Source organism: Mycobacterium pseudoshottsii JCM 15466, from assembly GCF_003584745.1.
GTDB classification, from domain to species: domain Bacteria; phylum Actinomycetota; class Actinomycetes; order Mycobacteriales; family Mycobacteriaceae; genus Mycobacterium; species Mycobacterium marinum.
Window position 1 is genome coordinate 4,008,067 of sequence record NZ_AP018410.1, and the last position, 14,094, is coordinate 4,022,160.

6 protein-coding genes and 2 pseudogenes are annotated in these 14,094 nt (G+C 63.4%); 4 read left to right on the forward strand and 4 right to left on the reverse strand.

The features are described 5' to 3' along the window. Nucleotides 1–115: 115 nt before the first annotated feature. On the reverse strand, nt 116–1,639 hold the full coding sequence (locus tag MPSD_RS18275; RefSeq protein ID WP_020786810.1) for a nitrate/nitrite transporter: 1,524 nt from the start codon (nt 1,637–1,639) through the stop codon (nt 116–118). A 223-nt stretch (nt 1,640–1,862) separates the two neighbouring features. After that, nucleotides 1,863–2,339: an LppP/LprE family lipoprotein gene (locus MPSD_RS18280; RefSeq protein WP_015356448.1), complete on the reverse strand. Its 477-nt coding sequence runs from the start codon at nt 2,337–2,339 to the stop codon at nt 1,863–1,865. 445 nt (nt 2,340–2,784) lie between these two features. On the opposite strand from MPSD_RS18280, the gene MPSD_RS18285 reads away from it, so the two are divergent. The 3 genes and pseudogenes from MPSD_RS18285 to MPSD_RS18300 all read left to right on the forward strand — a co-directional run. Then, on the forward strand, nt 2,785–6,993 hold the full coding sequence (locus MPSD_RS18285) for a bifunctional nitrate reductase/sulfite reductase flavoprotein subunit alpha (protein WP_086085825.1): 4,209 nt from the start codon (nt 2,785–2,787) through the stop codon (nt 6,991–6,993). Nucleotides 6,994–7,548: 555 nt separating this feature from the next. Continuing rightward, nucleotides 7,549–9,246 (forward strand): adenylate/guanylate cyclase domain-containing protein, encoded by a 1,698-nt coding sequence (locus tag MPSD_RS18295; RefSeq protein ID WP_020786806.1) that lies wholly within the window; start codon nt 7,549–7,551, stop codon nt 9,244–9,246. Between the two features lie 905 nt (nt 9,247–10,151). Next, nucleotides 10,152–10,700 (forward strand): annotated as a pseudogene (locus MPSD_RS18300) (PPE family protein); the annotation flags it as partial. A gap of 29 nt (nt 10,701–10,729) precedes the next feature. Here the strand turns inward: MPSD_RS18300 and MPSD_RS18305 are convergent. Continuing rightward, on the reverse strand, nt 10,730–11,932 hold the full coding sequence (locus tag MPSD_RS18305; protein ID WP_420811940.1) for an ISAs1-like element IS2404/ISMul1 family transposase: 1,203 nt from the start codon (nt 11,930–11,932) through the stop codon (nt 10,730–10,732). 324 nt (nt 11,933–12,256) lie between these two features. Here MPSD_RS18305 and MPSD_RS18315 point away from each other — a divergent pair, with 324 nt between their 5' ends. Beyond that, entirely contained in the window at nt 12,257–12,889 is a 633-nt protein-coding gene (locus MPSD_RS18315) for a PPW family C-terminal domain-containing PPE protein (RefSeq protein WP_232022590.1), read from the forward strand. A gap of 314 nt (nt 12,890–13,203) precedes the next feature. On the opposite strand, the pseudogene MPSD_RS18320 reads toward MPSD_RS18315, so the two are convergent. Continuing rightward, a pseudogene (locus MPSD_RS18320) lies at nt 13,204–14,076 on the reverse strand (MFS transporter); the annotation flags it as partial. Between the last annotated feature and the right edge of the window lie 18 nt (nt 14,077–14,094).

Consider the following 14,094-nt stretch of genomic DNA (forward strand, 5'->3'; position numbering starts at 1 on the left):
CGACCTGGCCAGCGAACGTGCCGAGGCGGTCAACCGGGCGCCCACGATCGATGCCCCGTGCCGCCCGCCAGCACTCCGGTTGACGGTCAGCCGCATCCGCGCGTCGGTGCGAGCCCTAGGAGCCAAGCAGCTCCGCCGCCGCGGGTGCCGGCTGCGGTGCGATAGCCGGCGGCAGAGCCTGAATGCCAACCACCGGGCGGCGCACGTAGACCTTCCACGTCAACGCGGCCGCGCCGGCGTAGAACACCATGAAGAGCCAGAACGCATCGGTCGTCGTGCCCGTAGCGACGAAGGACTCGCGCAATGCAAGGTTGATCCCGACCCCGCCGAGAGCGCCAAGCGCCGAGACGAACCCGATCACCACCCCGGAGATGACGCGCGGCCGGTCGCGGTGATCGAGCCCTCCGGCACTCGGGCCATGATCCAACGAGCGCCCACATGCCGCGAAGATCGTCGGAATCATCTTGTACACGGACCCGTTGCCCAAGCCGGCCAAGACGAACAGAGCGATGAAGCAGACGAAGTAGCCGGTCATGGTGGCTCCGCGCATCGGGCCACTGTGCCGACCTTCCAGGCTGCTTGCGCTGATCAACAGCCCGGCAACGACTGTCATCGCAACGAATACCACAAGGGTGATCCGGCTCCCGCCCAGCCGGTCGGCCAGTCTGCCACCGTAGATGCGGGCCACCGCGGCAAGCAGCGGACCGAGGAACGCCAGTTCGGCCGCGTGCAGGGTGGCCTGGGCAGCGTGTTCGCCAATCGCCATGAAGTTGGTCTGCAAGACCTGCCCGAAGGCGAACGAGAACCCGATGAACGAGCCGAAGGTGCCGAGGTAGAGCAGCGACAGCAGGTAAGTGTCGCGGTTGGCCAGGACCGTGGTGACGATCGGGCGCATATGGCGGGCCTTAACCCGGTGCTGCGCAACGTTGTTCATGGACAGCGCCACTCCGATTGCGGCGATCGCAAGGAACACCCAATACAGCGCGCAGATCAGGTACGGCTTGCCTTCGCCGGCAACCGCGATAATCAGCAGACCCATCAACTGGATCGCCGGAACGCCGAGATTTCCTATGCCGCCGGCAATTCCGAGCGCTGATCCTTTGAGTCGGTGGGGGTAGAAGGCGTTGGCGTTGCTCATCGAGGCCGCGAAGTTGCCACCGCCCAGCCCGCTTAGCGCCGCGCACACCAGATACGGCCAGAGCGGCAGGCCCGGGTGCAGCAAGAGCACCATGGTGCCAACGACCGGAAGCAACAGCACGGCCGCCGAGAAGGTGGCCCAGTTTCGGCCGCCGAAAACCGTGGTGGCAACCGAATAGGGGATCCGCAGGCCAGCCCCAACCAGTGTCGCGACCATGTCGAGCAGAAACTTGTCGCCGGCAGAAAAGCCATAGACATTCTCGGGCATGAACAACACCAGCACCGGCCACAGCGTCCACACCGAGTAGCCCAGGTGCACGGTCACCACCGACCAGAGCAGGTTGCGCCGTGCGATGCGCTTGTTGCCGGCCTCCCAGGCCACCAGATCCTCAGCGTCCCAATGGGAGATGTGACGGGAGCCACCCCAGCGCCTGGTTACAGCATTCGAGCGGCCGGGACTGCTCTGCGACTCTTCGCGTTGCAGCAGCATCTGCTGTTCCATCACCCTCCTTAGACCCGCCTCCTGAGAAGCGACAACGATTTCCCAGCGTGCCAAAACTCGGGCCGCCAGGCACCTCGTAGGCAGCCTGAAACTGCTGGGGAACTGCTGTAAAACTGCTGTAGAGAGGGCAAATCCAGTGATGTCGAGCACACCACTGGCGGGTTTGGGGGTGCTTCACAGCGAGTAGTTGCTGAGGCGAGACGAAAACGACTGCTTAGCGCGGCTATTGGTGTGGTATCGGACCGAGCGCTTTGAGCTTGCCGTCCGGCCCGACCTGGAATCGCACGGTGCCGCTACCGGTCGGACAGCACTGCGGATCGCTACCCACCCGCCACTGGTACTGGACCGTCACGGTGTCCTGACCAGAGGGCAGCACCCTTATATAGGGCTTCGGGTTTCGAGTTGGTGAACCCAACGCGGTGTTGTGGTCGAAGAACAGCAGCTGTTGCGGAGTCGACTCGGAGGCAATGGTGGGGATTATCTGCACCCAGTACAAGCGGCAGTTCTTGGTGTGTCCCCGCGCGATTTCGACCCAAGTCGAGTTCGGCACCCCGACGGGAACCGCGGCAATGGCTTGACGCACCGTCTGGGAGCTCGGCCCATCGGAGTTCTTGCAGGTATCCGGCGCGGTAGTCGGCCGTGGCGCAGACTTGTGGCCGCAGCCGGGGGCACCCAAACCCAGGACCAGCCCCAGGATCATCAGAATCACGCGTAGGTGACGGTGCACTTCGCGAGCTTAGCGAAGTCTGTGAACCCGTTGGACAACGTCTGTAGACCCCGAAATACCGAGGTCAGGATCACGGCGTGGGAAGGCGCGTCTCGCGAGCTTGACGCAAACTGTGAATGTCCCCCGGATTTCGTCAAAACCCCAGCTCAGGCGAATAATGATGGTGTCTTCGGCGGTAGCCTGGCGACAGATAGCCGGGTCGACGAAGACCTTGGGGATGACCGGAATCGGCTCAACTGCGTAACCAAGGTTTTGGTGCCGTTTCCAACAACGCACCGGCAGGCCCGGCCCGCTGCGAGGAAACCGTAAAACGGCCGAAACCTTCGACATCCCGCGCTGAAACATCCTTATCGCAAGATTTCAGCGCATAACCCCTTGTGCAGCAGGGAAGAAAGGATGCGGCGTGGCCAGGGAACTCATGGCGCCCAACAAGGACGCCGTGAAAACCGTGTGTGCGTACTGTGGCGTCGGCTGCGGGATAGTGCTGCAAACTACGACCGACCCGCAGACGGGAAAGCGTCGCGTCGCCAAGTCAACTGGGGACAAGTCGCATCCGGCCAACCTCGGCCGGTTGTGCACCAAGGGAACGACCACCGCGGACCTGCTTGCCGCGCCCGGCCGGATGGAATCGGCGCACCTGCGGGCCCACCGAGCGGGGCACCTGGAATCCATCCCGATCGACGATGCCATCACCCAGTGCGCCATGCGGTTACGCGCCATCATCGATGAGCACGGGCCGGACGCCGTCGGCGTCTATGTGTCAGGACAAATGTCGATCGAGGCCCAGTACCTGGCCAACAAGCTGACCAAAGGGTTCATCGGCACCAGCCAGATCGAATCCAACTCTCGGCTCTGCATGGCGGGTGCGAGCTCGGGCTACAAGCTGTCGTTGGGAGCGGATGGTCCGCCGGGCTCGTATCAGGACTTCGACCACGCCGACGTGTTTCTGGTAATCGGCGCCAACATGGCCGATTGCCACCCGATTTTGTTCCTGCGGATGATGGAACGCGTCAAGTCCGGCGCCAAGCTGATCGTCGTCGACCCACGGCGCACGGCGACCGCCGACAAAGCCGATCTGTTCCTACAGATCGCGCCGGGCACCGACCTCGCACTACTGAACGGCCTGCTGCACCTCATCGTTGAGAACGAACAAACCGATCCGCAGTTCATCTCCGAGTTCACCGAGGGATGGGAGGTGATGCCGAGTTTCCTCGAGCAGTTCACCCCCGGCCGGGTAAGCGAGATCCCCGGCATTCCCAGCGAGGACATCCGCACCGCGGCACGCTGGATCGGTACGGCGGCGAACTGGATGAGCTGCTGGACAATGGGACTCAATCAGAGCACTCATGGAACTTGGAACACCAACGCGCTGTGCAACTTACATCTGGCTACGGGCGCGATCTGCAGGCCGGGTAGCGGCCCCTTCTCCCTCACCGGCCAGCCCAATGCCATGGGCGGACGCGAAATGGGCTACATGGGGCCGGGTCTGCCCGGACAACGCTCGGTGTTGTCGGCGCCGGACCGGGAGTTCGTCGAGGAGCAATGGGGTCTACCCGGTGGGGCGCTGCGCACCGATGTCAGCGGCGGCGTCATCGACATGTTCTCCCGCATGGCCGACGGCGAGATCAAGGCGTGCTGGATCATCTGCAGCAATCCCGTTGCCACGGTAGCCAATCGCAAAACCGTCCTGGCCGGCTTGGAGAAAGCCGAATTGGTGATCAGCCAGGACGCGTTCTTTGAAACCGAGACCAACGAGTACGCGAACGTCTTGCTGCCGGCCGCATTATGGACCGAATCCGACGGCGTGATGGTCAACTGCGAACGCAACATGTCCTTGTTCCCGAAGGCCGTTGATCCGGTCGGTGACGCGCTACCGGACTGGCAGATCATCGCCCGGATCGCTTGCGAGATGGGTTTTTCGGAGTCGTTCAGCTATAGCTCCGCCGCTGAGGTATTCGAGGAGATCAAGCGCTTCTCCAATCCGGCAACCGGATACGACCTGCGCGGTATCAGCCACGACAGATTGCGCGAAACCCCGCTGCAGTGGCCGTGTCCGCCGGACGGCGCGAGCAACCGAAGCCCGATCCGCTACCTCAACGACGGTGTCAGCCAGCTGCAATTCGTTCGCGCCGATGGCACCGTCCCGCGGCTGGCGTTCCCCACCGCAACGGGGCGTGCGGTGTTCTTCGCCCGCCCGCACCTGGTGCCCGATGAGATGCCCGACGGCGACTACCCATTCCTACTCAATACCGGGCGCCTAGCCCACCAGTGGCACACGCTGACCAAGACCGGCAAGATCGCCAAGCTCAACAAGCTCAACCCCGGCCCGTTCGTTGAGGTCCATCCCGACGACGCCGCCGATATGCAGATCTGCGAAGGCGACCACATCGAGATCGCGTCCCGCCGCGGCCGCGCCGTGTTGCCGGTGGTGATCACGGACCGCGTCCGGCCCGGCAACTGCTTTGTCCCGTTCCACTGGAATGACGCATTCGGTGAATATCTCTCCATCAACGCCGTAACCAACGACGCGGTAGACCCGATATCGCGCCAACCGGAATACAACGCCTGTGCGGTCACCCTGACCAAGGTCGCCAGGCCGCAGCTGCAACCAGAACCCGGCGAACCCGCCGACGCCTGCGCGGATGCGACAGCACCCAAGCTGCTCGCCGATACAGCCCAATTCAGCGTGACGCAGGTCGACGCTCTTGCCGAGCTATTGGGCGTCGCAAACGAACCCACCCCGCAGTTCGGTCCGTTCGCCCGCTCCTACCTGGCGGGCCTGATAGCCGGGCTGCGTTCAGAAACCGGTCGACGCATGGCCGGGGTGCCGACCCTGCCCATCAGTTCTCCCTTCGATACCGGCACCCGGCTGTGGCTCGACGGCCTACTCGCGGGCATGTTCGCACGAGCCGAGACACCCCCCGCCTTGCCGTTCCCCCAAACGCCCGGTGCCGCTGCCCAATCGGACAACGCCGCCGAAGCTGCCGTCGAGCAACCCCCGATCGTGGTGTTGTGGGCGTCGCAAACCGGCACCGCCGAAGAACTCGCCGCCAGCGTCGCCGCACAACTGAGCGCCGCCGAGCTGCCGGTTGTACTGCATGGCATGGACGAATTCGCGGTGGCCGATCTGGTGTCCACCCAACGGTTGCTGCTTGTCACCAGCACCACCGGGGACGGGGAACCGCCGGACAACGGTGCCGCCTTCTGGCGCGAGCTCTGCACCGCAACGGCCCCGAGCCTGGCCGGCACGCGCTATTCGGTTCTCGCGTTGGGCGACTCCAACTACGCCGACTTCTGTGGCCATGGGCGCGCCCTGGACCACCGGCTGGCCGAGCTGGGTGCCTCCCGCATTACCGACCGCGTCGACTGCGAGCCCGACTATGAAGAGTCCGCCGCCAGGTGGCTGCAGGAGGTACTCGACGGGCTGCGCCGCACGGCCCCGCCGGTCATCACCGCCGAGCCTGTTCGAGCAGCCAGCATCGCCAGCCGCCCCCTGGGCTACACGAAGAAGCGCCCATTGTTGACCAGCGTGATGCGCAACACCACACTCAGCAGGCCGCGCTCGGCCAAAGACGTTCGACAACTGGTATTTCGGGTTCCCGAACAAACGGTCAGCTACGAGGCCGGGGACGCTCTTGGGGTGTGGCCACGCAATGCCCATCAGCTTGTCGACGAGTGGCTGGGTGTGACCCGGTTGGACGGCCACACCGAAGTCGAGGTCGCCGGCCACGGGACGATGTCGTTGCGCGCCGCCCTGACAGACCCGTTCGAAATCGCACACCTGAGCCCGGACCTGCTGCGATTCGTGGCGCAACGGACGCTGGACTCCAACACCGCGAACCAACTTGCCGAGCTGATGCGCCCGGAGAACAAAGCCGCCCTTGCCGATTGGACCTGGGGCCGTCAGTCGGTCGACCTGCTCGCCCAGTCACCGGTCCGCGCCTCAGTCGACGAGTGGATGAGTGTACTCAAACCCATTCAGCCCCGGTTATATTCGATTTCGTCCAGCCCCAAAGAGCACCCCGGTGAGGTTCATCTGACAGTCTCGCCGGTGCGCTACAACTTTCAGGGCGTCCCTCGGCGTGGAGTGTGCTCGACCTATCTGGCCGACCGCAGCCCCAGCGATCAAATTGCGATCTATGTGCGCAAATCCAGCAATTTCCGGCCTCCAAGCGATCCCCGCACACCGATGATCATGATCGGGCCGGGAACCGGGATCGCGCCGTTCCGGGGATTCCTGCAGGAACGACGCGCCCTCGGCCACACCGGGCCAAATTGGCTGTTCTTCGGCGAGCAGCATGCCGCGACCGACTTCTACTACCGCGATGAGATACAGGCCATGCATCGCGACGGACTGCTGACCAACCTGGACCTGGCGTTCTCCCGGGATCAGCGAGACAAGGTCTACGTGCAGCACCTGATGCAGCAGCGCGGAGCACAGCTGTGGCAGTGGCTACAGGACGGGGCGCAGGTATACGTCTGTGGCACCGCCGACCCGATGGCCAAAGACGTTGACCGCATGCTCTGCCAGATCGTGGCCGAGCACGGCGGCCTGGACCCAGAGTCTGCAACTGCTTTTGTCCACGCGCTGAGCGCGGACAAGCGCTACCACCGCGACGTCTACTGAGCCTGGCGATCGAATCCGGCCAGCGGTCGCAGTGGATTGCTCGCGACAGTGAGCCGGCCCTGCTTGGACACTTCCCCGCTCGAGCGTTGCTCTACCCGGCCACTGACCTTCTGGCACACGTACTCGCTGGATCCAACAAAAACGTGACGTAACCAATACTGACTAGGCAAACGTGATCTCGGTATCAGCCCGGGCCGTGTTGGGCTGCTCGGTCGCGGCAACCAAGCGAATATCGGCAGGTGACCAATAGCATTGGACTGCTGATGCTTCCACCGGAGCTGCGCGATCTGTGATGGCCGAAAGGCGCGATATCCCAGTGCCCGGTTGGCTACCGAAAACTCCACCCCAGCCGCTGGCTTCCAGGCCTAACGCTGCGGCAGCCAGGCCATTCATATCCCCTTATGGGGTAACATCTTCGGTAACGCAATCGGCATTCACATGGTGTTTTGGTCACGACTGAAGCCCCGCCGCAGAGCCGTTTCTCCCGTTCGGGCGTTGTTGCCTCTATCGCGAGACCTACAAACAGGCCCGAATTCCCAATACAGGAGGTCATATTTGGACCCGGAACGGCCCGGACCGGCGAGCACCGATCCCAGCCCTGCCAGACTGGCCGGCGAGTCGACCGCGTCTCCCCGACGCCTGCCGATCATGATGGTCCGGAAATTCACCGACGACCTCGCCGCATCGCTGCGGTGTGGATCCAGTGCCAGGCCAGTGCTATTCGGCTTCATGATGATCTCGAACCTGGCCGGCGTTGCTTTGGTTCTGGTCCTGGTCATCGTGGCGATCCCGACCCCAGACATGTTCGCACCAGAGGTTCTGTGGATCACCGAGGGGGTCCTGCCCGTCTACGTTGTCATGGCAATGACCTTCGGCTGGGTGTGGCTCATCAAGCGGGTCCTCGCCGGATTGCGATGGGAGAACGACAATCAGCCGTTGACGGCAAAGGACCAATGCAACGCTTTCCTCGCCCCCTGGCGCCTAGCCCTGGTTCCCGTGGTCTCGTGGACGATCGGTTCGGCACTGTTCGCCGTCCTTTACGGACGCGTCAGTTACGAGTACGTCCCCAAGATCATTCGCGGCACCAGCCTAAGTGGCATCGCACTGTCGGCTACCTGTTACTTCTTCGCCGAGCTGATGCTGCGGCCGGCGGCCACCATCGCGCTTGGCGGCGGGCAGCCCACACGGCGTCTTGCCCCCAGCGTGATGGGACGCGCCACGACGTCGTGGGTGTTGGGCTCGGGTGTTCCACTGGTGGGGATCATCCTCGCTGTCGCGTTCGCGATGTCGCAACAACACCTGACCAGGAACGATCTTGGGCTCGTGCTGTTGTTGCTGGCGCCGGCCGCGCTCGTCTCGGGCGTGCTGTGCAACATGATCGCGGCCTGGCTGACTGCGACGTCAGTGCGCGATCTACATTCAGCCCTCAAGCGTGTGGAATCTGGTGACCTTGATTGTCAGCTCGATGTCTTCGACGGGACCGAGCTCGGCGAACTGCAGCGCGGCTTCAACGCAATGGTTGAGGGGCTGCGCCAGCGTGAACGGATCCGGGACCTGTTCGGCCGTCATGTCGGGCGTGACGTCGCCGCTGCCGCCGAGGACCAGAGTTTCGAACTTGGCGGCGAAGAGCGCTGCGTTGCGGTTCTTTTCGTGGACATCATCGGATCTACCCGTTTGGTGACCGCCCGCCCTCCCGCCGAGGTTGTGCGGCTATTCAATCAAATGTTTGCCGTCATCATCGACGAGGTGAGCCGACGCAACGGACTGATCAACAAGTTCCAGGGCGACGGAACTCTGGCTATCTTCGGCGCCCCGATCCGGGCGCTTTCACCAGAAACCGACGCGCTGGGCGCCGTCCGCGCGATCGCTCATCGACTCGCCAACGAGGTACCCGAGTGCCAGGCCGCGATTGGAGTGGCCGCGGGAGCTGTCCTGGCGGGCAATGTAGGAGCATTCGAACGGTTCGAATACACCGTCATCAGTGAACCGGTCAACATCGCGGCGCGATTGTGCGAACTGGCGAAATCGGATCCACACCGCGTCCTGAGTTCGGCTGAGACAGTGCAGGCAAGCGCCCCCGACGAGAGCCAGCACTGGACATTGGGCGGGCACACGGTGCTGCGGGACCTCGACCGGCTTACGCAACTGGCCAGCCCCAACGACTGCCCCACCGGCCCCCGTGACACACATGTGGTCGAGTCGTTGCCGGCGCAGATCCGCACATCCGGATTTCCGTCCAACATGGTTCGGTGATCGGACTGGGAGCAGCCGCGGTTCCCCACTGAGATCATGCGCACGCTACTTGTGCCGCATGCGGGTCCAGCAGGGTCATGTCGGCCAACCAAACCCGTGAGTTGCGGTTGGCATCAAGTGCGGCAGCTCCAAAATCCGCGAGACACATGCCCTGCGGGCAACCGAGATGGTCGTGCCCCAGACCTCGCCGGCCCTCGCCACGCCCCATCGCGCGCATCAACCGGCCCACCGTGCGTCGGATCACCAGAGCTGACTTCTATTTCATTGTCCCGCTTAGCGTTCCCGCGCTACCTCGAGGGACCCAACTCAACCTGCGCGGTGAACTAATAGCGCTGTGGCTAAACGTGTTTCGACAATTCTCAGGATTATCGATACAAGTCCGCCAAGGCTGGCGCATCAGCGGCCGGCGAAGATCGGCCACATTTTGTTGCGCCACAGCAGAGGGTGAGCAGTCATCACCTTTACAAATGCCCCACTCATACCTTACCGAAAGGTACTGTCCACCTCCTTTACAGCCACGCGTTTGAGCCGTCGAAATGCCCTCTCTGTCAAGACGTCTCACCGAACAGTCGATTTCGGAAGGCCCGGCAACCATTTGCTACGCTCGGCCGCAAATGCGGATTTGCCTTCCCAGCGGCCAGCAGCCCTAGCCGCGGCTGTTCGCGACCAGGGGCAGCCTCAAGGCCTCAAAGCTGTCAGGTATTGACGATCGGAGGAGCAGTGGTTCCTAGGGATGCGCGCCCGGTGGGCGCGGCGTCGTTGAGTGCTCTGTTGTTGGCGAGGCAGGGCAAGCTGGCCTCGCCGCCTGCTTGGGCAGATCCGTTGTCGTCAGCTTTGGCGGAACCGCGCACCCAGGGCAACGCACCCGCCCCGGACCGAGGAGCTATGACTTCAGGAGCCCCCTCGTGACGGCGTCTGTATGGATGGCTTCGCCGCCGGAAGTGCATTCGGCCTTGCTGAGCGCGGGCCCGGGCCCCGGCCCACTGTATGAGGCCGCAACGGCATGGACGGCACTTTCTGCCGAACACGCCTCGGTGGCAGAGGAGCTCACCACCTTGCTGGGTGGAGCGGCCGCTACGTGGGAGGGGCCGAGCGCGCAGAGCTATGTCGATGCGCACGCGCCGTACCTAGCCTGGCTGACCACCACCAGCGCCGGCTACGCGGCGACGGCGGCCGAGCACGAGGTGGCGGCCGGGGCCTACACCAGCGCGCTGGCAACGATGCCGACACTGGCGGAGCTAGCCGTCAACCACACCACCCACACGGCGCTGGTCGCGACCAATTTCTTTGGGCTCAACACCATCCCCATCACGCTCAACGAAGCCGACTACGCACGGATGTGGATCCAAGCGGCCACCACCATGAGCGCCTATCAAGTCGTCTCGGGCACGACACTGGCCTCGATGCCCCACACCACACCAGCCCCGCCGGTACTCAAGGCCGAAATCGGTACCCTCGCCGGCCAGGGCTCCGGCGTTGTTGATTAGCAGGCTTGTGAGCTGGGGAATTGTGGATTGAGGAGGTCTAGGCGGCGGTTGGCGGTCAAAGCGGTGATCCGGCAGGCTTCGGCGATGTTGTCGGCGCCGTTGAGGCGGTGCAGATTGATCGCGGTGTTGCGTAGCGTTGCTAGGACCTGTGCGCCGTTTCCGGTATGTGCCCTTTGACGGTCTTCGTCGAAGGTGACGTCGCGTATCCAGTGCAGGCTGTTCTCGATTCCCCAGTGTTGACGCATCCAGGTCATGATCGCGGTAGGGCGGGCGTGCTCGAACGGCAGGCTGCAAATGGCATAGACCACCTCCACGCTGCGCTGGTCGGTGGCGGTGATCAAGCGTTCACGAGTGATCCGGATGATTTGTTTTGCGTAGGGGAAGCCGATTCCTCGTGCAGCGGTGATGATTTGCGGGGTGCGGGTCTCGACACGGCCGTGGCCGCGGGAGTCGTCGGTAGCGGCTGTGGGCACCTCGGCCCAGGGCAGCGCGGTGATACGCGCAAATATTTTGGCTTGGTTGGACTTGACGATCATCAGGTAGTGCGACTTCAAGGTGGCGCAGATCAACTTCGCGGTGACGACCTGGGTATGCATCGCATCCACGGTGACCAGCCACCGCAAGCTACCCGGCAGCAGCGTGAGCAGGGCACGTACGCAGGGAATTTCATTGCTTTCCTCGGCGACAGCGAGTTGACCGAGCACCAATCGGGCACGGTGGGCGAACACCGACACGAGATGCGTGGCTGTCGCTTTGGCGCGTAAAGCACCACGCAGCATCTTGCCGTCCAACGCGATCGGCACCAATCCACTGGGGTCGCTGCTGGCCACGTGTGCAGTGAAGTAACTGCCCATCCTGGCGTTGAGGTCGGCGGGGTCTAGCCGAGACAAAACAGCGCGGAAGGTCTTCTCACTGGGCCGCCGGAACCGGACCCCTAATTGGGCCAACACATCATCGGGAGCGGTGGCCGCCCATGTGGCAAAACCAGCATAGCCGCGCATCCCCGCGGCAGTGGCCAGAACCGCGATCGCCAACAAAGCCATCAGCGAATACCTCCGACCGCGTGGGCCCCTCGGGTCTGGCACCGAGGCCAACACATCGAGAAACTCCGATCCGATGAGCTCGCTGCGCTCACCAGGACTCCAGCGGTCGAACACCTCTGGAACCGACGACACAGGCAATACTGAAACGGTAGGCACGGGCAACTCCAGACCAACGACGAACAGTAACCAACTCGATCGTTCTCCAGATAGCCCGTGCCTACACTCCGGCCCCAATAGCGCGGCACCAAAGATCATCAACCCAGCTCACAAGCCTGCTAATCAACAACGCCGGAGCCCTGCCTCGCCGGCGCCCTCTCGGACGCCCTCGTCCCAGCACCGCTATTCCTATGGGAAACCATCCTGGCGATTATTGCGTTTATCGCGAAACTTGCCGAGTTCATATATCTTTTCGTATCGGAACTGATTGCCCTCCTGATAGCGGGAGAGCTGTTACAGGCTCTCATGTTCGTGATTGGGACGGTGGCATTTGTCGTTTGGGCCCTGGCGACAGTCGTCATCGAGAACATCATCCCGATCATGATCGCGCTGCTCGCGGCGGCGATCGCTCCAGTGCCGCTGGCTTTGGCCGTGGCGGCTAGTTCTCCGTTCGCAGTTGCAACGGCATGCGCGTTGACCGGTACCGAGCGGGGTTTGTCGGCTGCCTTCGATATCGATATTGCCCAGAATCTTCCGTTTCTGCTCAGCCTTTACGCACAGCCTGCGAGCGTGGGCGTGCCGCCCGCCGACGCCGGACTAGCGACTGCGAGCGCCAAGCCTGTGGCCGCACACACCGGAGCAAAGCCGCTGTGGGACAGTTCTTCTGCGGTAGCGTCGGCCGGCGATGGGCCGCCAAGCGTAGCGCCGGAAGCCAGGCTGGTGGCGGCCAGCACGCTCGCTCATCCAAACACAACGGCTACGGCGGTAGCTTGCCAGCAAGATTCAACAGCACCGGGCTTTGCCGGAACCCTGTCCGCGAAGTCACACGCTTCCCCCGCGGGGGTAACGGTGCTAGAGAGCAACGATTTCAGCGACAGCCCGCGATTGCCAATGTTGCCGAACAGTTGGGACACCGACTGGACCAACGCGACAAGCGGTGAGCCGGTACCCGCCTGACCGATACCTGCCACTCAGACACCCTCGCGGCGCAGATGAGGAGCACATTATCTGAGAAGCACCACGGCTCAAAGGAACTCGACTTCTTGTGGTCCTTGTTCTGCAGGGCGTTGGGACATAGCACTTCTGGTGTACGGCAGGTAGCAGCGGAGTCCAGCGACGTGGTCAACGACGCCGGATTGGCGAAGCTTGGCTACATCGTGCAGGTTTGGCCAGCTCTTGGTGCCGGAACGTAGCGCAGCTGGCGGGGCGTGCGGCCCAGAAGTACCCCAGCGGCGTCGGGCCGGCCGACGTCCCGACTTTCCCTCGACGATTCAAAGACCGACGGCGTCCGCCTCGCGCTCGGCATCGCCGAGCATGCCTGCCCCGCCTCGGGGGAACCACCGCCAGCCCGCCAGAAACACGAAGCCTAGTGATGCCGTGGCGATGAAGAACGCCACGCGTATGCCTTCGATGAAGTCTTCCTCCGCGATCGCCACGGGATCGCGGTGCACGATTTCCCGCCGCGGCACGATCCCACCGACGTGGGCGCGCGGGTTGGCACTGTCGATGATGACTTCGGCAATGGTGTGTCGCTGGACCGGATCGGGCACCGCAGGTTCCAGGTGAGGTTCGAGCGTGGCCGACAGCCAGGCGGCCAATACCGATCCCAACACGGCGAAGCCGATCGTCGAGCCGATCGCCCGCTGTGCACTCATGATGCCCGACGCCATGCCAGCGCGTTCCGGGGGAACCGCGGTCATGGCGACGGTGGTGATCGGTGTCAGACACAGCGCCACGCCGGTGCCACAAAATCCAAGGCCGACCAGTACCAGGGCCCAGCTCCGGTGCTCGCTGGCGATCAGCGTAAGCAGCCCCAGCATCAACAGACCGAGCCCGATGAGGATGAGCACGCGCGCGCCGACCCGCGCAACCAGGCTTCCCACCAGTGGCGAAACGACGGCGACGCCGGCGCTGAACGGGAGGATCATCAGGCCGGTCGCCCCCGGGGTGTAGCCCCGAACGTTCTGCAGGAACTGCGTGGTGAGCAGCAGCATCCCATAGACCGCGAAGAACACCGTGCAAATAGTCCCGATGGAAAGCGCATAAGAGCTGTCACGAAACAACGTCAGATCCATCATTGGATCCGCTGACCTTCCCTCGAGCCAAAGGAAAAGGGCGCAGCCAACTACGGCGGTCATGAGCAGAGCAGGGCTCCGGCGTTG